27 protein-coding genes are annotated in these 23,250 nt (G+C 37.4%); 15 read left to right on the top strand and 12 right to left on the bottom strand.

Annotation, left to right across the window (positions count from 1 at the left end):
- The first annotated feature begins 1 nt into the window (after position 1).
- Positions 2-631: a phosphoribosylglycinamide formyltransferase gene (gene purN, locus OOL07_RS06205; RefSeq protein WP_264695653.1), complete on the top strand. Its 630-nt coding sequence runs from the start codon at positions 2-4 to the stop codon at positions 629-631.
- On the opposite strand, the gene dcd is transcribed toward purN, so the two are convergent.
- Genes dcd through OOL07_RS06220 form a run of 3 tightly spaced genes read right to left on the bottom strand, consistent with a single transcriptional unit; the run spans position 612 to position 2,010 of the window.
- Complete coding sequence (gene dcd, locus OOL07_RS06210; RefSeq protein WP_264695654.1) at positions 612-1,178, bottom strand: dCTP deaminase; 567 nt, start codon at positions 1,176-1,178, stop codon at positions 612-614. The genes purN and dcd overlap by 20 nt on opposite strands.
- A 59-nt stretch (positions 1,179-1,237) precedes the next feature.
- Positions 1,238-1,573, bottom strand: coding sequence for a preprotein translocase subunit YajC (gene yajC, locus OOL07_RS06215; RefSeq protein ID WP_264695656.1), 336 nt, complete (start codon positions 1,571-1,573; stop codon positions 1,238-1,240).
- Between the two features lie 44 nt (positions 1,574-1,617).
- Entirely contained in the window at positions 1,618-2,010 is a 393-nt protein-coding gene (locus OOL07_RS06220; RefSeq protein ID WP_264695658.1) for a hypothetical protein, read from the bottom strand.
- A gap of 188 nt (positions 2,011-2,198) precedes the next feature.
- Here OOL07_RS06220 and OOL07_RS06225 point away from each other — a divergent pair, with 188 nt between their 5' ends.
- The 5 genes from OOL07_RS06225 to speD all read left to right on the top strand — a co-directional run bounded on the left by OOL07_RS06225 (position 2,199) and on the right by speD (position 5,333).
- Positions 2,199-2,633 carry an OsmC family protein gene (locus OOL07_RS06225; RefSeq protein ID WP_264695659.1) on the top strand — a complete coding sequence of 145 codons (435 nt, stop codon included), beginning with the start codon at positions 2,199-2,201 and terminating at the stop codon, positions 2,631-2,633.
- A gap of 17 nt (positions 2,634-2,650) precedes the next feature.
- On the top strand, positions 2,651-3,046 hold the full coding sequence (locus tag OOL07_RS06230; protein WP_264695660.1) for a VOC family protein: 396 nt from the start codon (positions 2,651-2,653) through the stop codon (positions 3,044-3,046).
- A 29-nt stretch (positions 3,047-3,075) separates the two neighbouring features.
- Positions 3,076-3,999 carry an SPFH domain-containing protein gene (locus OOL07_RS06235; protein ID WP_264695661.1) on the top strand — a complete coding sequence of 308 codons (924 nt, stop codon included), beginning with the start codon at positions 3,076-3,078 and terminating at the stop codon, positions 3,997-3,999.
- A gap of 3 nt (positions 4,000-4,002) precedes the next feature.
- Positions 4,003-4,452 carry an NfeD family protein gene (locus OOL07_RS06240; protein ID WP_264695662.1) on the top strand — a complete coding sequence of 150 codons (450 nt, stop codon included), beginning with the start codon at positions 4,003-4,005 and terminating at the stop codon, positions 4,450-4,452.
- 62 nt (positions 4,453-4,514) lie between these two features.
- Positions 4,515-5,333 (top strand): adenosylmethionine decarboxylase, encoded by an 819-nt coding sequence (gene speD, locus OOL07_RS06245; RefSeq protein ID WP_264695664.1) that lies wholly within the window; start codon positions 4,515-4,517, stop codon positions 5,331-5,333.
- Here the strand turns inward: speD and OOL07_RS06250 are convergent.
- Both OOL07_RS06250 and OOL07_RS06255 read right to left on the bottom strand, forming a co-directional pair.
- Positions 5,330-6,733, bottom strand: coding sequence for a DUF3482 domain-containing protein (locus OOL07_RS06250; RefSeq protein WP_264695665.1), 1,404 nt, complete (start codon positions 6,731-6,733; stop codon positions 5,330-5,332). The two genes, speD and OOL07_RS06250, sit on opposite strands and share 4 nt — an antisense overlap.
- Positions 6,733-8,271: a DUF2868 domain-containing protein gene (locus OOL07_RS06255; RefSeq protein WP_264695666.1), complete on the bottom strand. Its 1,539-nt coding sequence runs from the start codon at positions 8,269-8,271 to the stop codon at positions 6,733-6,735. The genes OOL07_RS06250 and OOL07_RS06255 overlap by 1 nt, the downstream gene beginning before the upstream one ends.
- A gap of 162 nt (positions 8,272-8,433) precedes the next feature.
- Here OOL07_RS06255 and ccmA point away from each other — a divergent pair, with 162 nt between their 5' ends.
- Genes ccmA through ccmI form a run of 9 tightly spaced genes read left to right on the top strand, consistent with a single transcriptional unit; the run spans position 8,434 to position 15,447 of the window.
- A complete protein-coding gene (ccmA, locus tag OOL07_RS06260; RefSeq protein ID WP_264695667.1) occupies positions 8,434-9,081 on the top strand; it encodes a cytochrome c biogenesis heme-transporting ATPase CcmA in 648 nt (215 codons plus the stop codon).
- Between the two features lie 18 nt (positions 9,082-9,099).
- Positions 9,100-9,786, top strand: coding sequence for a heme exporter protein CcmB (gene ccmB, locus OOL07_RS06265; protein ID WP_264695669.1), 687 nt, complete (start codon positions 9,100-9,102; stop codon positions 9,784-9,786).
- A gap of 7 nt (positions 9,787-9,793) precedes the next feature.
- Entirely contained in the window at positions 9,794-10,543 is a 750-nt protein-coding gene (locus OOL07_RS06270) for a heme ABC transporter permease (protein WP_264695670.1), read from the top strand.
- 53 nt (positions 10,544-10,596) lie between these two features.
- Positions 10,597-10,758 (top strand): heme exporter protein CcmD, encoded by a 162-nt coding sequence (ccmD, locus tag OOL07_RS06275; protein ID WP_264695671.1) that lies wholly within the window; start codon positions 10,597-10,599, stop codon positions 10,756-10,758.
- Positions 10,755-11,180: a cytochrome c maturation protein CcmE gene (ccmE, locus tag OOL07_RS06280; RefSeq protein WP_264695673.1), complete on the top strand. Its 426-nt coding sequence runs from the start codon at positions 10,755-10,757 to the stop codon at positions 11,178-11,180. The genes ccmD and ccmE overlap by 4 nt, the downstream gene beginning before the upstream one ends.
- A 15-nt stretch (positions 11,181-11,195) precedes the next feature.
- Positions 11,196-13,178 carry a heme lyase CcmF/NrfE family subunit gene (locus tag OOL07_RS06285; protein WP_264695675.1) on the top strand — a complete coding sequence of 661 codons (1,983 nt, stop codon included), beginning with the start codon at positions 11,196-11,198 and terminating at the stop codon, positions 13,176-13,178.
- The gene (locus tag OOL07_RS06290) at positions 13,178-13,714 is read left to right on the top strand and encodes a DsbE family thiol:disulfide interchange protein (protein ID WP_264695677.1); all 537 of its coding nucleotides are present in this window, start codon (positions 13,178-13,180) and stop codon (positions 13,712-13,714) included. The genes OOL07_RS06285 and OOL07_RS06290 overlap by 1 nt, the downstream gene beginning before the upstream one ends.
- A gap of 2 nt (positions 13,715-13,716) precedes the next feature.
- Positions 13,717-14,181 (top strand): cytochrome c-type biogenesis protein, encoded by a 465-nt coding sequence (locus OOL07_RS06295; RefSeq protein WP_264695679.1) that lies wholly within the window; start codon positions 13,717-13,719, stop codon positions 14,179-14,181.
- A 3-nt stretch (positions 14,182-14,184) separates the two neighbouring features.
- Positions 14,185-15,447 (top strand): c-type cytochrome biogenesis protein CcmI, encoded by a 1,263-nt coding sequence (gene ccmI, locus OOL07_RS06300; protein ID WP_264695681.1) that lies wholly within the window; start codon positions 14,185-14,187, stop codon positions 15,445-15,447.
- A 74-nt stretch (positions 15,448-15,521) separates the two neighbouring features.
- Here the strand turns inward: ccmI and OOL07_RS06305 are convergent, their stop codons facing one another.
- From OOL07_RS06305 to ypfJ, 7 genes are all read right to left on the bottom strand, one after another.
- Positions 15,522-16,463 (bottom strand): LysM peptidoglycan-binding domain-containing protein, encoded by a 942-nt coding sequence (locus OOL07_RS06305; protein ID WP_264695682.1) that lies wholly within the window; start codon positions 16,461-16,463, stop codon positions 15,522-15,524.
- A gap of 49 nt (positions 16,464-16,512) precedes the next feature.
- Positions 16,513-17,157 (bottom strand): 2-polyprenyl-3-methyl-6-methoxy-1,4-benzoquinone monooxygenase, encoded by a 645-nt coding sequence (coq7, locus tag OOL07_RS06310; protein WP_264695684.1) that lies wholly within the window; start codon positions 17,155-17,157, stop codon positions 16,513-16,515.
- A 92-nt stretch (positions 17,158-17,249) separates the two neighbouring features.
- Positions 17,250-18,491, bottom strand: a complete 1,242-nt coding sequence (locus OOL07_RS06315) for a (Fe-S)-binding protein (protein ID WP_264695686.1) — start codon at positions 18,489-18,491, stop codon at positions 17,250-17,252.
- Positions 18,492-18,592: 101 nt separating this feature from the next.
- Positions 18,593-19,639, bottom strand: a complete 1,047-nt coding sequence (locus tag OOL07_RS06320; RefSeq protein ID WP_264695688.1) for a cytochrome-c peroxidase — start codon at positions 19,637-19,639, stop codon at positions 18,593-18,595.
- Between the two features lie 98 nt (positions 19,640-19,737).
- Positions 19,738-21,558: a ribosomal protection-like ABC-F family protein gene (gene abc-f, locus OOL07_RS06325; protein WP_264695689.1), complete on the bottom strand. Its 1,821-nt coding sequence runs from the start codon at positions 21,556-21,558 to the stop codon at positions 19,738-19,740.
- A 6-nt stretch (positions 21,559-21,564) separates the two neighbouring features.
- Positions 21,565-22,317, bottom strand: a complete 753-nt coding sequence (locus tag OOL07_RS06330) for a class I SAM-dependent methyltransferase (RefSeq protein ID WP_264695691.1) — start codon at positions 22,315-22,317, stop codon at positions 21,565-21,567.
- A 55-nt stretch (positions 22,318-22,372) separates the two neighbouring features.
- Positions 22,373-23,230 (bottom strand): KPN_02809 family neutral zinc metallopeptidase, encoded by an 858-nt coding sequence (ypfJ, locus tag OOL07_RS06335; protein WP_264695692.1) that lies wholly within the window; start codon positions 23,228-23,230, stop codon positions 22,373-22,375.
- Positions 23,231-23,250: the final 20 nt, after the last annotated feature.

The raw sequence follows: 23,250 nt of genomic DNA on the forward strand, positions 1-23,250 counted from the left end.
TATGAGTACTAAATTGCTTCCTATTGTAGTTTTAATTTCCGGTCGAGGAAGTAATTTTCTTGCTATTTTAGAACAGGCTCAAACTGGAAAATTACCTGTAGATATACGAGCAGTAATCGGTAACAACCCTCAAGCACAAGGACTTTTTTATGCCCAACAGGCAGGAATAAACACTCATATACTAGACCATCGTCAATATAAGCAGCGTCAGATATTTGATCGAGAATTAATCAAAATTATTGATATTTATACCCCAGATCTTGTGGTACTAGCTGGATTTATGAGAATCTTAACTTTAGAATTTGTTCAGCACTATATCGGGAAATTAATGAACATCCACCCCTCTCTATTACCAAAATTTCCTGGGCTAAATACGCATCAAAGAGCACTTAAGGCTAAAGTTTATGAACATGGAGCTACCGTTCATTTTGTAACGGAGGAGGTAGATGGTGGGCCTATTATTTTACAGGCTAAAGTTCCTGTATATAAAAATGATACTCCGGAAATTTTAGCCAATCGAGTCTTAGAAAAAGAGCATAAAATTTATCCTCAGGCTATTTTAGCTTTCGCTAAAAAAGAGATATATCTTAAAGATGGGCAAGTTATTAGAACTACACCTTTGGTAAAGTAACCCCAGTTTGTCCCTGATATTTCCCTTTACGGTCTTTATAAGAAACTTCACAAGATTCATTGGACTCAAAGAAAACGACTTGAGCTACTCCTTCATTAGCATAAATTTTGGCAGGGAGGGAGGAAGTATTAGAGAATTCTAGGGTAATATGCCCCTCCCATTCTGGTTCTAATGGTGTGACGTTGACAATAATACCACAGCGAGCGTAGGTGGATTTTCCTAAACAAATAGTGACTATATTACGAGGGATTTTGAAATACTCTACAGTACGAGCTAGTGCAAAAGAATTAGGTGGAATAATACATACCTCAGATTGCATCGTTACAAAACTGTTTTCATCAAAATTCTTAGGATCTATAATTGCTGAATTAATGTTCGTAAAAATTTTAAACTCATCTGCACAACGCACATCATAACCATAACTAGAAGTACCATAAGAAATAACAGATGTATTTTTTATCTCTCGGACTTGATAAGGTGCAAATGGAGTAATCATGTCGTATTTTTCCGACATATCTCTGATCCACCTATCAGGCTTTACACTCATCCTTTTATTAGCAAAGGTTGAAGCTGATTTAGTTATTACAAAATTGAGGGGTACCCAGTTTATAGATTTTTCATAGTGCCTTTAGGCACTACCCTAGATACTCCATTTCTTTCAACTTTAACTTGGATTCCTTCTGCAAGCTCGACTTGCAGGAAGTTATCACCCACCTCAAGTACTTTTCCTAGCAACCCTCCATAAGTAATAATTTCATCCCCTTTTTTCACTGTTCCAAGCATAGTGAGGCGCTCTTTTTGTCGTTTTAACCTAGGGCGGATAATAAAGAAATAATAGATAAGAAAAAATGTGGCAAAAACTATCATAGGCAAAAGAAAATCTGCACTATTTACTGCTTGCTTACTACCTTCTGCCCAAGCGTCCGTAATAAAAAAATTCATATTATCGCCTTACTAATGCCTGTATAATTAAAAATGAAACTTACTTATTTTTTTTTGAAGAAGTGATAGCCAAAAGGACCTTTAAGCACCATCTTAGTAGGAGTTTTTTCAATCACTTTATACTTAGTGGTGTCTGAAGCATCAGAGATTTCAACCACTGTGTTATTAACAATCTTATAATTTTTAGTAAACTTAGTATTTTTCCGTACAAATTTATTATAGCCAGATTGAATAACTATCCCATCAGAGGGATTAAATTCCCAAGTTTGCTCTTCTTTATTGCTACCACCACCATCTTGCTTTAACGCAGTCATTTCCATTAACCAAGCACCCGCTAGTTCTGAAGGGTCTTTAATCTCTACTTGCGCATAGACTGCAGCCGTAAAAAGAAAAGAAACAAGAAAAAAAATTGAAGCTAATATATTTCTATTATTCACAATAGATACTCCTAGTAGATCCTTTAAAACATAGAAGAAAAATTTATAATTGTTTTATCGGATTTCTATATATCTTAAATATGGATTAAAAAATTCTCTGTTTATTTTTGAATGTAGAGTATACCAAAGTTATTCAGGATAAAATAATTTAGAATTTTTAACCTTCTAAATTAAAAATATTTGAATCTATGAAAGCACAGATTAAATGGATTGAAGCGTGTAGTTTTTTAGGTCACTCTGGAAGTGGACATTCTGTGATTATGGATGGTCCTGCTGAAAGTGGAGGACAGAACCTTGGTATTCGTCCTATGGAAATGCTCTTACTAGGCATGGGGGGGTGCACTGCTTTTGATGTGGTACAAATTTTAAAAAAAAGCAGGCAGTCTATTACGGATTGTACTGTAGAAATTTCAGCACAACGTGCAGAAAGCGATCCTAAAGTATTTACTCATATTCATGCCCATTTTAAGATTTTTGGTTATCAGCTAACAGAGCACCATGTAGCCCGAGCTATTAAACTTTCTAGCGAAAAATACTGCTCTGCCTCTATTATGCTAGGAAAAATAGCTACAATAAGTCATGATTATAAAATAATTCATGTAGATACAAACCAAGAAAAATAAAATAAGGAATATAACTGTTGAATAATCCTCCATCCGTTATTGGGTTATGTCATGTAGCACTATTTGTTAGTAATCTTGAACCTTGTGAAGACTTCTATGTAAATATTATAGGAATGCAAGTGCAATGGAGGCCAGATAAAGATAATGTATATCTTAGTTCGGGAAGTGATAATCTTGCATTGCATCGTTTACCTAAAGATCAAGTACCCCACGGCATACAAAGACTCGATCATATTGGTTTTATAGTATCTACCCATGCACTTATAGATCATTGGTATGAGTATTTGAAAAGCTATAAAGTGACAATGAAGACGGAGCCACATACCCACAGAGATGGAGCACGTAGCTTTTATTGTATCGATCCTAGTGGAACTACAGTGCAGTTTATTGCATTGAATCATAAAAAACCTTAATAGAGATATATTTTGGAGTCATAAATATTATGGAATCCATGTGGATATTTGGTTTAGTAAGTCTGGTCATTGCTGTAGTGGCTATGGGAGTTAGGCGTGTCCCCCAAGGATACGAGTATACCATTGAGCGCTTTGGTCGCTATACCCATAGCCTACCTCCTGGTTTAGGAATTCTACTGCCTTTCGTTGATCTAGTTGGTCATAGAGTGAATATGATGGAACAAGTGTTAGATATTCCTCCCCAAGGTGTTATCTCCAAAGATAATGCTATGGTAAAAATTGATGCTGTTTGTTTTTTTCAAATAGTTAATTCTGCAAAAGCGGCTTATGAAGTCAGTGGATTAGAAAATGCTATCCGAAATCTGACAATGACGAATATCCGTACCGTTTTAGGATCTATGGATTTGGATCAAATGTTAAGTCAGCGAGATGAGATTAATGAAAGGTTGCTCCATATTGTCGATTATGCAACTAATCCTTGGGGAGCAAAAGTTACTCGAATTGAGATAAAAGATATTAAACCGCCTACTGATTTAGTAGAATCTATGGCAAGACAAATGAAGGCGGAGCGAGAGAAAAGAGCTGCTGTACTTGATGCAGAAGGTAGTCGGCAAAGTGCTATTCTTAAAGCAGAAGGAGAAAAACAAGCTGAAATCCTACGAGCAGAAGGAGAAAGACAGGCCGCATTTCTTGATGCTGAAGCTCGGGAGCGACAAGCAGAAGCTGAAGCAAGGGCAACTCAAGTAGTCTCTGAAGCTATTAGAGATGGTAATATACAAGCCATTAACTATTTTGTAGCACAAAAATATGTAGATGCGCTAGCACAGCTTGCTGCTAGCCCTAATAGCAAAGTATTTATGCTACCTACTGATGCTTCAGGTATTTTAGGTGCTATTGGTGGTATTAGTGCGCTTGTTAAAGATGCTATGGCACATCAAGGGAATAAAGAATAATCCGTGAGTTTTTTACAAACTTTAGATTATCATCACTGGCTACTACTAGGCTTATTACTACTTGTAATTGAAGTACTCGCTGGTGGTGGATTTCTCATGTGGCTAGGGTTTTCCGCTTTAAGTACAGGGTTAGTGGTATTCATATTACCGTGGTTTAACTGGGAATTACAGCTTGTAATCTTTGCAATTGGTTGTATCCTATCGGTGTTCATTTGGTGGAGATTTTTTCGTTGGACCGTAGATTCGAAAAATAGCTCTCTAAATCGCCGTGGCAGCGACTTGGTAGGACGTGAAGCAGTTCTTAAAGAGCCTATAGTTAATGGATTTGGGTATGTCATGATTGATGGAGTACGTTGGCAAGTCACAAGCCCTAAAGATTTACCTGAAGGTACTCGAGTGCGCCTGCTAAAGCAGGATGATCTTATTTTTACTGTAGAAAAAATAGATTTATAAACATTTAATAATTTGTTATATAGCAAGGTAGCTACAAAATAATTAGAAATTAATAAAGGGTAATGGCAAATATTTTTAATAAGAAAATTCAATTACATGGTTTTAATAACCTTACAAAAACCCTGAGCTTTAATATTTATGATATTTGTTACGCTCAAACCCCAAGGCAACGCCAAGAATATATTGAATATATTGATGAGGAATATAATGCAGAGCGTCTTACTAATATTCTGACTGAAGTTACCAAAATTATTGGTGCTAATATTCTAAATATTGCAAGGCAAGACTATGATCCTCAAGGAGCAAGTGTTGCTATTCTGATTGCAGAAGATAAAGATGATAATATTAGCGTTCTTTCCAATGCTGAAGCACCAGGTCCTCTGCCAGAGAGTTTAGTAGGTCATTTAGACAAAAGCCATCTCACGGTACATACCTATCCAGAGAGCCACCCTGATAATGGGATTAGTACCTTTCGGGCAGATATTGATGTATCAACCTGTGGGCGTATTTCTCCTCTAAGAGCCCTCAACTATCTAATCCACAGTTTTGAATCAGACATTGTGACGATGGATTATCGAGTACGGGGGTTTACCCGTAGTATAGATGGAGGTAAGCATTTTATTGATCATGAAATCAATTCCATTCAAAATTTTATTGCTGAAGATACTAAAGATAGATACCACATGATCGATGTGAACATTTACCAAGAGAATATTTTTCATACCAAGATGATGCTGAAAAATTTTGATTTGGATGATTATTTATTTGGTGGAAGTAGCTCTGATCTAAGTTACGGTCAGCAACAAGAAATTACTGATCAAGTGCGAAAGGAAACTTTAGAGATATTCTATGGTAAAAATATACCAGATGTAGATGATTAAAAAAATTCCAAATTATTCATAATAACTTCAATATAATCAGTAAGAGAGTCTATTGTTTCCGAATCAAAATTTTCACTGCTACTTCTTCGAATTTGAGTAAATAGCCTTTCCAGTTTTTTCCGTTGTGTATCAGAGATAAGAGAAGTGTAGTTCGTACTCTCGTTTTGAGATTCTAAATCTAGAGATCCTCTTTGAGCGTGGGTTCTTTGGCTGACTACCTTGTAGTGATAAAGAGCACGACCTAAAACTACATAGGGAAAATTGATATTTGTAGTAGGTCCTATTCGAAATTCTATCCCCCCCAGAGGAATACCAAATGTTCTTATATCTGCAATTTTTTTATGAGAAAACCGAGCAGTAACCCCACCTATAACTGAACCTACAGCAGCACCGAGCAAAAAAGAGGAACCACCTACTGCTGCATCAAACCCTAAGCCCGCTAATGCACCGCTAGCTGCACCTGTAGTGATAAGTTGCTGTCGATTTAACCCAAAAATATTCCAGCTATCTAAAGAAAATAAATCTATATCTAAAATATTTAGCTCTGTCTCACTACGCACTAACCCATGATAGTCATAAATTCCTTCAATGGTACTACGACCTTTTTTTTCTAAATCCCGTAATTTATCTTTATATTTTTTGGTTAAGGATTCTTCATAAATATGCGCTTCTTTTTTTGATGATATTTTCTTAGTAATTTTAAAGGAAACCATAGTTGCTAGCATTTGAGCGATAGCTAAAGCACTTTGCTGGGTTTGGTTTTGTCTCCTTTCTTCTAAAGCCTTAATTGCTTTATTAAGCGGATTTTGCCACTCCTCTTGAAGTTGGCCAAATGCTTTAAGTAAGTCTAAGCGTTTATTAAATTCTGCTGTCACTGCATTAAATACACGCACAATTTTAAAATACTGACTCAATGCAGCACGCCACTGTTCAATATAATCTCCTTCCCCCACCATATTAATTAAGGCGATACTCGGCTGTCCTGTCCATCGTAGGATTTCCATTTCTGCCTCATACTCTTCCCCATAGGGGTGAGAACCATCAGTTACATATAAGATCCCCGCCCCTTGCATAATGGGACCTAGTAGTTCGCATTCATCCGTGAATTGGTCAGTATTTTGATACGTTTCAATAAACTGAGAGATCGCATTGGCACGCTCAGAGGCAGTATTAGCTTTAGATTTTATCCATGCAAAAGTTCTACGAGCTCTTTGAAATCCCGGAGTATCTACCAAAATGTATTGCTCTCGTCCATCTATTTTCATAGGAAAATAACGGCTTTTTACGGTAGCTCCCGGAATAGGTGAAATATGTACTGATTCGTCCTGAGTAAGTGTCGCAACAATACTTGATTTTCCTTTATTAGGGTGACCAACAACAACAAAAGTAGGCGTAGACATTAGGCAGCTTTAAAACTTAATGAATAACAAACAAGTTTAGGATCTCCAAGACTTTGCAGCTTTCTGCCCCAGATATCCAAATCCTTATCATCTGCAGGAACAGGATTTTGATCAGCGTTTAGAGCGATAGGAATCACAGTGATCTGCTGCTCTGTTCCTATATCAACACGAAGTATTTCTAAAAAATCCAAAAAATCCAATAGAGGTGGTTCCCATGCTTTTACAACAATTATAATTGCTAAGTGAGTAGCGATACTTTTTAATTCTTCAATGATGCATTGATCCTGCTCAATGGTATTTTTACCTCCTCCAGTTGCAATATGTTTAATATTTAGAGCTAAAGCCTGATGCAATATCTGTTTTAATTGTTGATCATCGATATTTGTACCTCCCCAATTAATTAGGTAGCCTTCTTTATTTATTTCTGAAAAATGCCCTCGATTAATAGACGGAATAATTTCTGGGAGCCACCCGACTTCAGTATCGCTAGTGCCTGCCGTGGTTTCTATAACTGCATAATTCATCCGATCTAGAATTTGTTGTGCTCCAGGTGTGCGGAGCAGGGCTTTATCTAATGCAGTTTGTGCTTGCTTATAAGTAAAGATAAGCATACCCAAGCGTGGCAGTAGTCCATAAACACTCACTGCCATAAATAAGAATTGCCACCACTGACCAAGCAAAGCTACATCCTTTGGATCTAGTTTTATTGCATTCGGTAGAATACCTTTATGAAGGCGATAATATTTAGTAACTTCTACTAAATCAAATGAAGGAACCGCCTCTTTAATCCATACATGCCAGGGAAATGCTAATTTCTGAATTATCTGGTAGAAGCTTTCTGTGGATAAGTTTAAAGTGGTACTCCAGCCAAACGCTAAATCAGAAGTAATGACTAAGTATAAACAACTTGCAAGTATGCCAAGATTAAATCCTACAGCGAATATTTGGGAGGTTTGTAAAATTAACCACTTTTTTGCTTGACCATAAAGCGTATGATTTATTTTCTGCTCCCCCAAAATGCCTTCAAGAACCTGTCGGTACTCTGATGAAAGTAACTTTGCTGCAATAGGTACTAATTTCCCTGGGCTAAATAGACTAAGCATTTCCTGAAATGCTAAAGCACCAGGAAGCAAGCGTAGTAATTTGGGAGGTAACATTAGAATTGTTGACATCAATAGCAAGAAAAACTGAAATCCTACAAAAACTAAAAGTATATTAAATATGTTAACTGGCTGAGTACCATCATAGGCAAGTACACTAGAGGAAGTAGCCCAACCAATCCCAATTCCTAGAAAAAAAAGAATAAAAATAGCTAGGCGGAAAATTTTACTAATATGATCACCAGGAAGGATTTTTAAAAAATCTGTTTGTATCGCCTGTAACCAATGATGAAGCTGTTGTTGAGGTTTATTTTTTAAATGGGAAAGTTTTTTCCCAATATTACGATCCCGCTGGCGTATACTGCCAAAATCTAAAGAGGAGTCTGCATCTGTTTGAGCTTTCAAGTTAATTAAATCAGTAAGAACCGAAGAGTACATAGATCGTGATTATTTAACGCAGGTTAATTTTCTTGCCATAGTATAACAGCACTCTATCCAAGCATTATTATGATAATAAAAAAGTGCATCAGCTAAATTTAAAAAAATGCTAAAATAACCCTCTTAATTAGATGAAATAGTAAAAATAGCAAGCCATATTTTATGGATAATAAAACACAAGAGCGAGATCAAGCTCAATTAAAAGTGGAAGGACTTTCTTGCCGTAGAGGTGATCGCTTGCTATTTAAAAATATTTCTCTTACTCTCAATCCTGGAGATATTTTTGAAGTTACTGGGCAAAATGGAGCTGGAAAAACAACCCTACTCCGCTTGCTTTGCGGGTTACTTATCCCAGAAAAAGGAAATATACTTTGGGGTAACCAACCTATTAATAAAGTAAAACCAACTTACTATAGTAATTTAGCTTATGTAGGACATACCGATGCTATTAAAGCTGATCTTACTGTTTCAGAAAACTTAACTATTGCTAAAGCCCTAAATGGAGGAGGAATAGAGGTTAAAGAAGCCCTATATCAAGTCGGTTTACTTAAATTACAATCCCTGCCAGGTCGCTTTCTTTCAGCAGGACAACGACGACGCCTAGCCTTAGCTAGGTTGTTGGTTAACCGTGCAGAATTATGGCTTTTAGATGAACCCTTTACAGCACTAGATAAAGAAGCAGTTAAAACGATAGCTTCTCTATTAGAAGTCCATGGAAAAAACGGCGGAATGGTAATTTTCACAAGCCATCATAGTGTTAATGTTGCTGGAGCTCAGGCGTTAAATATTTCTTCAGCAATTTCATCGTAATAATTTTTATAAATATTCATGAATGATTCATCCACTTTGTTTCAAGCTTGCTGGTGGCTTGTAAAGCGTGATTTACTTTTAGTGTTTAGACATCGCAGCGATGCTGCAAATCCATTACTTTTTTTCCTGATGATAGCCAGCGTTTTTCCTCTAGGAATTGGTCCAGAGGCAGCAGTATTAAAGCAAATTGCACCAGGAATTATCTGGGTTTCGGCCTTGCTGGCAACCTTGCTTTCTTTAGAAGCCATATTTAGATCTGATTTTAATGATGGAAGCTTGGAGCAACTTATTTTAAGCCCACATCCTTTATCATTTCTAATTCTTGCAAAAATATTTGCTCATTGGCTAGTGACTGGATTACCTTTAATTCTACTTGCTCCTCTACTTGGGCTATTATTTGGTATTTCAGGTTGGCCTTTAGTCATACTTCTAGTTACTCTTTTAATTAGTACCCCAGCACTTAGCTTAGTAGGTGCGGTGGGTGTCGCTTTAACTGTAGGACTAAGACAAGGCGGTTTATTACTTACTTTATTATTACTTCCTTTATATGTTCCTATTTTAATTTTTAGTGCTGGAGCAGTAGAAAGTGCAGCTAGAGGATTACCTGCTGATGGGCAGATTTATCTTCTCAGTGCTCTATTAGCACTTGCTGTCAGCTTAGCACCAATGGCGACTTCATCAGCCTTATGTATTCGAATGAGTTAATTTAAAAATGCACTACCTACCTTTTCATCGCTATTATCGACACTTAGCATCACCAAAGTATTTTTACGTATGGGCAGATCGCCTAATCCCATGGTTAAAACGTATTGGATTATTACTTACAATCGTTGGTCTTATTTGGGGATTAGCGATTGCACCTACCGATTACCAGCAAGGAGATAGTTACCGAATTATCTTTATTCACGTGCCAAGCGCTTGGATGTCGCTATTTATCTATATGGTGATGGCTTCTTGTGGAGCTATCGCTTTAATTTGGCGGGTAAAAATTGCTGAAATTATTGGTAGTGTCAGTGCCCCTATAGGTGCATCATTTACATTTTTAGCACTAGTAACTGGATCCTTATGGGGAAAGCCCATGTGGGGTGCTTGGTGGGTTTGGGATGCACGCCTTACCTCTGAGCTTGTACTTTTATTTCTTTATTTAGGGTATATGGCACTAGAATCGGCCATTGAAGATCCTAGACAAGCGGCGAGAGCTGCTGGCATTTTAGCCCTAGTAGGTATTGTAGATTTACCCATTATTCACTATTCCGTAGAATGGTGGAATACACTACATCAAGGACCTACCGTAACAAAATTTGGTGCTCCTTCTATTTATTGGGGCATGTTAGTCCCATTATTGATAATGGCTATTGCTTTTATGATTTATTATGGCGCTTTTGTGCTGTATCGAACCCAATCTGAAATCCTTGATCGGGAGCGTAAAAGTGGATGGGTAAAACGAATTATCTCTTCGTAGATATTCCTATTTTGAATACTTTTTATTAGTGTGAAACAGTTTTATATAGACTTATGAATGCATTACAAGAATTCATCCATATGGGTGGATATGCCTTTTATGTGTGGACAGCCTATGGAATTGCTGCCCTTGTACTCATAGGCAATATTATACATGCTCAAATTCGGCATCGCCAGGTAATTCGCCAAATACGGCGGGAGGAAGAACAATCATGACTGTACGTCAAAGACGATTTGCTATGATCGCACTAGTAGTGGTTGGAGTAGCCATCGCTACTGGACTTGGCTTAAAAGCCTTTAACAAAAATATTCTTTTTTTCTATAGCCCAAGCCAAGTTGCTGCCGGTGAAGTACCTATGGATACCATGATTCGAGTAGGTGGCTTAGTGGTTAATGGTAGTGTAAAAAGAGAAAGTGGTAGCTTGAGTATGAAATTTGAAATTACTGATAACGATAAATCAATGATTGTTGTCTATAGCGGTATTCTTCCTGATTTATTCCGTGAAGGTCAAGGGATTGTTGCTTTGGGTAAATTAGGTCCTAATAAAGTACTTGAAGCAACTGAGGTATTAGCAAAGCACGATGAAAAATATATGCCTCCAGAAGTGGCTAGTTCCTTAGTTAAAACTAAAGATTAAGATGGAGAAAAGATTATGATCCCAGAACTTGGTCATTTTGCATTAATTCTGGCGCTCACTTTAGCACTTGCCCAAGCTTCATTACCGCTAATTGGTGCTCAACGTGGTATTGTAGGCTGGATGAATGTAGCACGCACTGCAGCCTATGGTCAGTGCTTATTTGTAGTCATTGCATTTATTAGTCTTGCGATTAGTTTTATGACCAATGATTTTTCAGTCGCTTATGTAGCAAGTAATTCTAATTCTGCTCTACCCCTTCATTATCGCTTTGCAGCTATTTGGGGATCCCATGAAGGTTCTATACTGCTGTGGAGTCTTATTTTAAGTTTTTGGACTGCTGCTGTTGCTATATTTAGTCGGAGCATTCCTCTGATTTACATTGCAAGAGTACTAGCAGTCATGGGAATGATAAATGTAGGATTCTTAGCATTTATTATTTTTACTTCAAATCCATTTTTACGCTTATTCCCTGCGCCCTTAGATGGACAAGACTTAAACCCACTATTACAAGATCCAGGGCTAGTTATGCATCCCCCTATGCTCTATATGGGTTATGTAGGTTTTTCAGTGGTATTTAGTTTTGCAATTGCTGCTCTTATTGGAAAAAGATTAGATGCTGCTTGGGCACGTTGGTCTCGTCCTTGGACTGTAGTTGCATGGCTATTCTTATCTATTGGAATTACTATAGGAAGCTGGTGGTCCTACTATGAGCTTGGTTGGGGTGGCTGGTGGTTTTGGGATCCGGTAGAAAATGCTTCTTTTATGCCTTGGTTAGTAGGCACAGCATTGATTCACTCTTTAGCTGTAACTGAGAAAAGAGATGCTTTTAAACGCTGGACTGTATTATTAGCAATTTTTGCTTTTTCTCTAAGTTTATTAGGTACTTTCTTAGTTCGCTCAGGGGTGCTTACTTCTGTACATGCTTTTGCAACCGATCCTACTCGTGGAATATTTATTCTAGTTCTACTAGGAATTGCAGTAGGTGGATCTCTTCTACTTTATGCAGTACGTGCCCCTAAGATATTAGATACAGGGCGATTTAATTTGATTTCAAGAGAAGGGTTTCTATTAGCTAATAATGTAGTTTTAGTTGTAGCTGCTGGAAGTATCTTTTTAGGTACACTTTATCCATTGCTCCTTGAAGGATTAAATTTAGGTAAAATTTCAGTAGGCCCTCCTTATTTCGATACTATCTTTATCCCATTAATGATTGTTCTTGCCTTTCTTTTAGGTATTGGTACTTTTGCCCGTTGGAAACAGCAAGAAATGATGGAAATCTTAAAAAAGAGAAGTCTATTATTTGTTATTAGTATGGGGCTTGGTGCTTCAGCTCCTTATCTTGCCCATGAAATAAATACGCTAGCTGGAGTAGCCGGCATTACTATGGCTATTTGGGTGATTCTAACAACCTTTCTTGGTATTTGGAATCGGATTCAAAATAGAGAAAAAATCTCTTCAGGAATTTTTGCGATCCCACGAAGTTTTGTAGGAATGTCTTTAGCCCACTTAGGATTTGCAGTGTCTATTATTGGAGTAACCGTGACTTCTATTTACGGATTAGAGCGAGATGTGAGTGTAAATAAAGGAGAGTCGGCAACACTCGGTGCTTATGAATTTCGTCTTAACTCGATTCACAGGGTAAGAGGACCTAACTATAATGCGATTGAGGGTGACGTTTCTATTCTAAAAAACGGCGAATTAGTGACTACTCTTAAACCACAAAAGCGGACTTATCTCGTACAAACTTCTCCTATGACCGAAGCTGGTATCTACGGTGGATTATTCAGGGATTTATTCGTTGCCTTAGGGGAAGATCTTGGAGAGGGAAAATGGAGCTTACGAGTCCAATATAAGCCTTTTGTTCGCTGGATTTGGTTTGGTGGTTTATTTATGGCTATAGGTGGTGTAATTGCAGCCAGCGATAGAAGATATCGAGTAGGCATACAAAAGCATGCTAAATTAAAAGTTCAACAACCGATAGAGGCGGCAAAAGCTTAATGTTACGTTACACTACGCCTTTAATCGTTTTTGTTGTTTTAGTTGTATTTTTTGCTTTTGGTTTACAGAGGGATCCTCGTAAGATTCCCTCTCCCCTCATTGGGAAGGATGCACCAGAATTTACAGTACCTAGACTCCACGCTGCTAATGAGAATATATCTCGAAATACTTTTTTAGGTAAAACAAGTATTGTTAATGTATGGGCAAGCTGGTGTGTTGCTTGTCGAGCAGAGCATGAAGTTTTGCTTCGACTCGCAAAAGAAAGACCCCAACTGCCTATCATTGGCTTAAACTACAAAGATAAACGAGATGCGGCATTAAATTGGCTCGCTGATTTAGGTAATCCCTACACTATGATTGCTGTAGACATTGATGGACGAGTAGGTATGGATTGGGGCGTATACGGTGTACCTGAATCCTTTATCGTTGATTCAGGGGGTGTCATTCGGTATAAACAAATTGGTCCTTTAACCTGGCCTGTTCTTGAAAAGGAAATACTTCCTCTAATTGAATCGTTAAATACAAATAGGGGATAGCGATGATACGAATACTATTTTTTATATTTGCTCTAATAGGAGTAAATCATCTAATTTTTGCTGCAACTGATTTAGGTGCTTATGATTTTGAAAGTCCGGAACAAGAACTTAGATTTAGGGAATTGGCAAGTGAGTTAAGATGCCTTGTGTGTCAAAACCAATCTCTTGCAGATTCTCATGCTGATTTAGCAGGAGATATGCGAAGAGAAGTCTATCAGCAAATGGTGAAAGGGTTAAGTGATCAAGAAATTGTAGATTTCTTAGTCGATCGCTATGGTGATTTTGTACTTTTCCGCCCTCCAGTTCAATGGAACACTTATTTGCTTTGGTTTGGACCAGGATTACTTTTTTTATTTGGATTTGGAGTATTTATTGTTACGATGCGAAAACGTAACCAAATGTTAACACCAACCCTGTCTGATTCAGAGCATCAGCGGATGGCTAAAATTTTAGAGGATGAGGATTAATTCATGACCCCTTTTTCAACATTCTGGATTATTGCAGGGGTAATGTCTTTATTTGCATTAGGATTTTTACTTACTCCTCTATTGCAACGCAGTACGCTAAAGGAAGATGATGAAACAACTGCAGAGATTGCTATCTACAAGGAACGGTTACAAGAATTAAAAACTGACTTAAAAAGTGGCACTATAACAGAAAGTCAATTTTCCCAAGCTCGCCATGAGCTGGAAGAAGCGATGGCATCGGATTTAGCTGCTACTCATCGTCTGACTCATTTAGAGATAAAGCGCCATTGGTTAGTAGCATTAATGCTTGTGTTTATACTCCCTTCCCTAGCTTCTTTAATATATTGGAAGCTAGGCTCTGGTAACGAAGTTAGTGAACAACTTGCAGTAGAAGAGAACTCTAAGCAGGAAATGAATTCTATGCACCACGCTATTGGCAGTCTTCAAGATAAATTAGCTGAAAATCCCGATGATATCCAAGGATGGCGAATGCTAGGGCGTAGTTATCTCTCAACCAATGAGTTTTCAAATGCTGCAGAGGCACTAAGTCATGCCTATGTTTTAGATGATCAAAACCCAGATGTTATTTTAGATTTGGCAGAGGCACTTGCAGGAAATCAAGGTAGAGGCCTCCAAGGTGCTCCACAGAAACTGATTCAACGAGCTTTAATAGTAGCACCTGATTATCCAAAAGCACTTTGGTTTGCTTCAATCAATGCACTTCAAGCTAACCGTAAAGAAGAAGCAAAGGGCTATTTACAACAATTAGCTTCTCAATTAACCCCGGGAAGTGAAGAAGAAAAAATGGTGCGAGCTCATTTAGCACAACTTACCGATTCTGGAATGGGGGATGTGGCAAGTAGCAGTCCAGTAAGCAATGAAGGGAATTCAGAAAGTACAACTGCAAGTACTGAGCCACCAAGAATTGAAGTTCAGGTCTCTTTGGACTCTGAAATTGGTAAAAAAATAGATAATTCTGCCACTGTATTTATTTTTGCAAAAGCAGCAAAAGGACCTCCAATACCCCTAGCAGCTGTACGTAAGCAAGTTAAAGATCTGCCTTTAACCGTCGTTTTAGATGATTCTAAATCTATGGCACCTAACTTTAAAATGTCAAATTTTAGCGAATTTAAAGTTGGAGCAAGAATTTCTTTCTCAGGAAACCCAGTTCCTCAAAGTGGAGATTTTGAAGGGTATGCAGAAGGGACACTTCCCGCTACTCCAGCCGATCCGGTAGCTATCGTAATTAATCAGCAGGTGCCCTAACTAGTTCATAAGAGAAATAAGGGTAGATAAATCTACCCTTATTTTTTTTGCTTCTTTTATTTAGCTTCGAAAAATTAGTTTTCAGGAATAACTAATTTCATTCCTGCAAATATAGCATTAGGGCTTTTCAATTTATCCCGATTAGCTTCATAGATGATTTTCCATTTGGTACCGTCGCCATACACTTGTCGTGCGATAGAAGATAAGCTATCTCCAGGCATTACTGTAACTATATCTGTAGAAGAGTTACTCTGATAATTAGATGCCGATTGGCTACTCACTTTATTAGATGCTGATTTTGAGGTAGATGAGATTCCCATTTCCGGTACAGAAATAGGTGGTATAGATTTAGGTTCAGCTTCCTTTTTGGTGAGCAGATTTTGCGTAGATTCTTTTACTTTTTCTCCTTGTTCTTTCAAATAAGAAAGGCTATTTTGAGCGGACTCTTTAGCTTTAGAAGTTATACTTTTATTATCTGGTGCTGTAATAGTACTCTGTCCTTGCTCCTTTACTTTATCTTGCAGTGAAGCAGTACTAATGTCACTATCTATGCTAGATTCATTTAATTCCTTATCCAAATCTGCTAGATCATTAGTGCTATCCCCGTTGTTTAGATTAGGATTATCCAATTGATCCATGATACTCTTAAAATCATCCTCATCGGAAGCAGATGATTTAGCACTAACAGCAGGGGAGTAAAAATCGTCATTAGAGAAATTATCTTCTAGATCATTAGTATTACTTTGAGTTTGTTTGTTAGTAGCTATTTCTTCATCATCAGCCCATGACGTATCTTCCCCTCCAGAGGAGGCAATTAGGGACTCATTGTTTCCAGAATTTCCTTTATTTAAATACCACCACCCTGCACCACCTAAGGCTACAACGATAAGTAGGGTAAGCAAAGCTATAGACATAAAACGGCTCTTATTTTTTGCTTGCCTATAGCTAGGACGATTAGGAATGGGGCGTTTACTATATTCAGGTCTTTCTTGCGGGTTATTCTCATTAGAATTCATAGTCTACTCCTATAGTTTATTAGATGGCTGTTTAACAAATATTAAAATACTATATCCAATAAGCGGTTCGAGTCATGATTTTTGAAGTGATTTTCATGATTGTTTTTATAAGTACAGGAAGCTCTATACCACCTGATTCTATCGCTGTAATTGCATGCTCAAATTCATCTTGCTTCATTTGCTCTACAATTGCCCGGGTGCGCATATCGTGGGCAGGAAATTTTTCTAAATGTTCCTCTAGATGCTTTACCACTTGATATTCTGTCTCAGTAACAAAACCTAAGCTCCATTTGTCTCCAGCAATGCCTGCCAGTACACCAATCATAAAAGAGCCGCCATACCAAAAAATATCTAAATAGCTAGTATGGGTACCCAGCTCCTGCACTCGATACCTACACCACACCAAGTGATCATTTTCTTCTTGAGCAGAATGATCCATAACCGATCTTACTTCTTCAAGACGAGCAGTAAGGGCTTGTCCCCGATATAAAGCTTGTGCCGCAATTTCTCCTGCATGATTTACTCTCATCAGTTTTCCGGAGAGGTTTTTTTCTGCCTCACTTAATACTCCTTCCTCTATATTTAGTGCTGGATTGGGGCGATCCGCAGGTTTAAGCGGGCCAAAAATTGTTTTCAGTGCATCATCAAAATTAATGATGAATTGATCAATCTGTGAAAACTTTATCTCTTCCATTGAATTACCCTATAAATTTTCCTTATTAAAGATGGCCTTTATATGATATGTAAAAACCAGAGGGAATTATTTGTTTATACAAGATATAGATTCTACTGCAAACTAATTTGGCGAGCTAATAATTGTGCAGGATGAACAATTTCTATAGGTAGATTAGCAGCCTTTATACCTGCAGATAAGTATAAAGAACAGCCTATATTTGCTGTTACTAGTATATCAGGACTCATTTTTTTTAATGAGTTGATTTTATCTTCACGGAGGGTCTGTGCAATTTCAGGCTGAGTAATCATATAGCTTCCTGCGGCACCACAGCACCGGTGATTATTGGGCAATGAAAAAATTTCAGCATTGGGAATATGCTTTAATAAATTATGGATTACTCCTTGCTGATTAAGAGTATTACGTAAACTACAAGGCTCATGAATTGCAATACGTTTTGTAAGCGGTTTAATTTTTACTCTAGAAGCCCAATTTATTTCAAATAAGAATTGATTAATATCTCGGATCTTAGCGGAAAATTTATTAATATTAATCCGGGTCTCCTCTTGTGCCTTTCCAGCCCATTGGGGATATTCAATCAGACTTGTAGCACAGCCACTTGCAGTACAGATAATCTTCTCAATGGTAAAGTCTTTAAAAGCCTCTGTGTTTTGTAGTGCTAGAGATAGGGCTTGTTCTGCTTTTCCATCATGTTTTGCTAAAGCACCACAGCATACCTGATTTTTAGGCATATAAACACTATATCCTAATTGATTCAAAAGCTGCACACTGTCTAATAACAAAGACTGTTCTATAATGTCGGCAACACAACCTTTAAATAAAGCAACTTTTCCTTGTTCTACTCCTTGAGCTGTGTAGAACGCTTGCCAAGAATGTAAGGCAGGGAGTTTAGGAATAAGTGCTATCAGTGATTTTAGTCCCAAAAAGTGCAATAATTTATCTGCTTTTATAATTTGGGCAATCCTTGCTAGTCTTCCAAGATTACGTAGCACTGTTGGGTAGGGAATAGCCCATCTATGAATAAAATATTTACTTATTTTCTTTTTTATTGATTGGTGCGTATAAAATTTGCTACGCACTGAATCAATAAGCTTTCCATAAGGTACAAGAGAAGGGCATACAGATTCACAAGCTCTACAAGTTAAGCAACGATCTAAGTGTCCTAGCAATTTTGGAGTAGGAGGTATTTTCCCTCGAGTTACTGCCCGTATTAAGGCAATTCTCCCCCGGGGAGATTCATTTTCATCGCTGGTTAGCTGATAGGTAGGACAATGAGGCAGGCATAATCCACACATAACACAGAGATCTGCATCATGGTCTGGAAATTCTGTCAAATCTTTTTGGTTTTGCTTAGAATTTTTATAAAAAAATAGGGGCATAACTACCTTTAATTAAAGGTGGCAATCCATTGCCACCTAGCCTTCTATATACTCTATTAATCAGTAATAGGTAGAGGTGTTCCCTTAGTTTGTGGAGGTAGCGTTGGATATTCTACTTTTGGTTGATCTCCAGTCAGTGTTTTTAGAAAAGCAACAATGGATGTATTTTCTTGATCAGTGAGATGAATCCCAAGTTGAGTAGTTGCCATAATATCAACCGCATCTTTAAGATCCCAAACTTGTCCTGAATGAAAATAAGGAGGAGTAAGGGCAATATTTCTTAGAGGAGGTACTCTAAAAGCATACTCATCTTCTGATTTTTTAGTTACATTAAAGCGCCCTTTGTCTTTTTCAGGACGGATTTTATTACTTGGTTTTTCTGCTACTCCAAAAACATGATAACTATCCCCGCCTAGGTTTTTACCATTATGACAACTAGAACAACCCTTATCCATGAAGAGCTTTAACCCTGATTTCTCATTATCGGTTAAAGCCCTGTTATCTCCTTTAAGGTATTGATCAAAAGGTGCATTGGGAGTTAATAGGGTTGCTTCAAATGCTTCTATGGCTTTTGCCATATTATCAAAATTAACAGGATTGTTTTCTCCAGGGAAAGCTATTTTAAAGCTCTCTACATAGGCTGGCATACTTCTTAAAGTACGCTCTACTCGCTCTGGTGTATTATTCATTTCTACCCCTGCTTGCACAGGTCCTTGTGCTTGAGCAGCTAAATCCTTTGCTCGTCCATCCCAAAACTGAGTAGCATTTAGCACTGAATTAAGAACTGTAGGTGCATTACGAGGTCCTTTTGCCCACCCATGACCAATAGAGGTCTGTTCTAAATCTACGCCACCAAGACCTACACTATGGCAAGTATTACAGCTAATAAGCCAACTCTTAGAAAGTCTTGGATCAAAATATAACCATTTTCCTAGTTCAATTTTCTCTGGGGTAATCGTTTTTCCATTACGCAATGCGGGAGGGCTACTAGGAATTGGCTTAAATTGGGATTGAGCTTGTTTCATTAATGAATCTTCTGCAAAAGAAGTACTACTATAAATAGCACTCATAGCAAGTGCTAGGTAAAGTACCCGTTTTTTCATTCATTTTCCTCCTAAAAAAGCAGTTGTTATATCAATCTACATCTATTCTTATTATCATTATAACTTAGCTTAGAGTAGTACGTTATGCTACCTAGTATTTAACTATCTTTATTACGTGCTTCTAGAATCTCCCACCTGCAGTAGAATTGATCTACTTGAGCTTGTGCTTCTTGGATTTGTGCGTGTAAAGCTGCTAAATACTCTGAATTATTTTTCACTTCTGATCCGTAGAGCTGTTGCTGTAGATCAGTGATGATTTGCTCCGCTTTAGCAATTTTTTGTTCTATCCGGTTCAACTCTTTTCGTTCTTCATAGCTTAGGCCTTGTGCTATTTTTTTTTCTTGAGACTCAACGTGTGGGTTACTAAGGTTACTAATTAGATTGTTGTTTTTAACAAGCTGATTATTATTTAGTGCGAGCCACTGATGATAGTCTGCAAAAAATTCTACTTTTCCATTGCCATCTAAATAAAGTATCCGATCGCTAAGCCGGTCTAAAAAATAGCGATCATGGGTAATTAAAATAATAGCACCCGGAAACTCCTTTAAATTTTCCTCTAATACTTCAAGAGTTGGAATATCTAGATCATTAGTAGGTTCATCAAGTAATAAAATATCAGCAGGCTTTAACATTAAGTTTGCAATTAAAATTCGTGCCTGCTCTCCACCAGAGAGCTGTGAAATAGGAAGATTTAACTTTTCCTCGGAAAATAAAAAGCGTTTTGCCCAAGCTGTGACATGGATTGAATTACCTTGAAATAAGATATTATCTCCTAAGGGGCATAAAGATCGTTTTAATGTATCTGCAGGGTTTAATTGTTCTCTTTGCTGATCGAAAGTTACTATTTTTAATCCATTAGCACGGATTATCTGGCCAGATTCAGGGTTAAGATCTCCCCTTAGAACCTGAATCAGCGTTGTTTTTCCACTGCCATTACGCCCTAGGATACCTAAACATTGGCTTGGAGAGAGTTGCAAGCTTAAATTTTTAAAAAGAATTTTTTCTCCTCGGCTTATACTAATATTTTGTGCTTCTAATAATTTTTTAGTTTTTCTCTCAGTAGTACTAAAATCAATAGTAGCAGTTTTACTTTGTCGATTTTGGATTTGAACTTCTTTTAACTCATTTTTAAGCTGTTCTGCACCATCAAGGCGAAATTTGGCTTTTGAAGTTCTAGCCTTTGCACCTCTCTGTAACCAAGCTAACTCTCTCTGTACCTTATTAGACAGTACCTCCTCTTTTTGTAGCTGCTGATGAATAATTGTTTCTTTTTGTTGAAGAAAAGTACTGTAACTACCCTCTACTTTTAAGTATCCTTCGGGATATTGCCGATTCAAATCAATAATTCTATTGGTTACATTTTCTAAAAAATAACGATCATGGCTAATTAGAATAAAAGCAAAAGATGCTGTTTGTAGCACTTGCTCTAACCATAACACACCTTCTAAATCTAGATGGTTAGTGGGTTCATCCATGAGTAATAAATCCGGTTTTTGCAGTAATCCTCTGCTAATTGCTAACTTCTTGCGCCAACCACCCGATAATTCTGCTACTTTTTGATTTAAATGAGTAAATCCAGCTTGTTGGGTAATATGAATAATATGCTGAGTATAATCACTCTTTTCTGCCTCTTTAGGCAAAGAAGTAAATAAGATTTCTTCAATAGTTTGGCTAGGATCGAGCTGATCACTTTGAGGAAGATAGGTGGTAAAGAGGCTATTTTTTTGAATAATCTTCCCGGAATCTGGGCTATCTACCCCTGCAAGAATTTTTAATAGAGTAGATTTTCCAGCCCCATTGGGTCCTATTAATCCTAAACGCTCATTAGGGAAAAAATTTAGAGAAATATTAGAGAATAAAGCACGAGATCCATAAGACTTGCTTATGGAATAGGTGCTAATCAGTGGTGTTAATGACATTTGTATTTAAATTTTTCTAGCTTCAAACCGTAGACGTACATAATCAGCTACCCATTGATTATTTTTGTACAATAAAGGATAGAGTTTATTTTGTATAATATTAATACAAGCTATTTGATCAGATATTGGAAGATCAGAAATAAAAGATTGAGCAAAGACTTTAACCCACTGCTGGATACCCGTTGCGAGCACCGTAGGACGTTCAAATTGGATGATTCTTATTATTTCAAACCCAACCGATTCAAGCATATCTTGATATTCCTTTACACTAGGAAAATACCAAGGATTAAGAGAGTGAGCGTTAATGCTATATTTTTCTAACACTTCGTATAGCACCATAACTATGGTTTGAATATTTCCCTTTCCACCAAACTCTCCAATAAACCTTCCATTAGGGATAAGTGCATTCCATACGCCTCTTGCTACAGAATGGTTCTCTTTCATCCAATGTAGTGCTGCATTACTAAATACACCATCAAATTCTTCATTAAACTGCAAGTTTGCCCCATCCATTAATCTTGCATCAATACCTCGAGAGCATGCTTCACTAACAAATTCTGGGCTGCTATCTACCCCAACAACAGTACAACCTATAGAGGCTATTTTTTCTGTTAAGGTACCATCGCCACAACCTAAATCAAGAATGTACTCTTCTGGTTTTGGAGCTAGCCACTTTATGATAGGGGTACCAAGAGTAGGTACAAAATGAGCATGCTCTTTATAACTTTGAGAATTCCAATGTTGGTTACTCTCAGGCATAGTTTTTTTAGAGTAAGAGAGAATCTTTCTTATTAAAGATTAGAACAACGAGTAATTACTTAAGTTGTGCAAATATATTGCCTTGATTAATATCTCCTGTTTGATACCCTTTGGTAAACCAGCGCTTTCTTTGTTCAGAGGTCCCATGGGTAAATGAATCAGGATTTACTTGTCTTTGTACTTTTCTTTGAATAGCATCATCACCTACTGCTTGGGCAGCACTTAAAGCTTCATCAATGTCCCTAGAATCAAGGTATTTTTGCTCATAGTGAGCAAATACGCCTGCATAAAAATCAGCTTGTAATTCCAAAGCTACTGATAGCTTATTTTTACCTACTTGGGAGGTCCCTTGCTGTGCTTTTCTGACTTGGTTACTAGTACCTAGAATATTTTGTACATGATGACCTACCTCATGGGCAATAATATAGGCAATAGAAAAATCCCCGCCTATAGCACCAAATCGATGCTTAAGCTCGTTATAAAAATCTAGATCTAGATATACTTTTTCATCTACTGGACAATAAAAAGGTCCTACTGCTGAACTAGCTCCTCCACAACCCGTAGATACCTGTCCAGTAAATAATACCAATTTAGGATACCTGTAAGGAGTTTTTGTATTTTTTAGTAATTCTGTCCATACATCTTCTGTATCAGCAAAAACAGTAGCTACAAACTTCCCTGTTTTCTTTTCATCAGGTGTAAGCTGGCGATCAGAGTGGGTAGTAATAAATTCATCAGCCAATCTGCCTCCAACCTGGGAAGCTAGATTAGCAGTTTGAGGGCTACCTCCAAAAAAAGTAACTAATAAATAGATCACCAACCCAACAATACCACCTCCAGCGGCTAACCCACCGGTTGGGCTTCCTCTTTGATCTTCTACATTATCGCTTTCTCTTCTTCCTTCCCAATCCATAGATTAAATCTTCTTCTAGT

This window comes from Candidatus Nitrosacidococcus sp. I8, from assembly GCF_945836005.1.
In the GTDB taxonomy this organism is placed as follows: Bacteria; Pseudomonadota; Gammaproteobacteria; order Nitrosococcales; family Nitrosococcaceae; genus Nitrosacidococcus.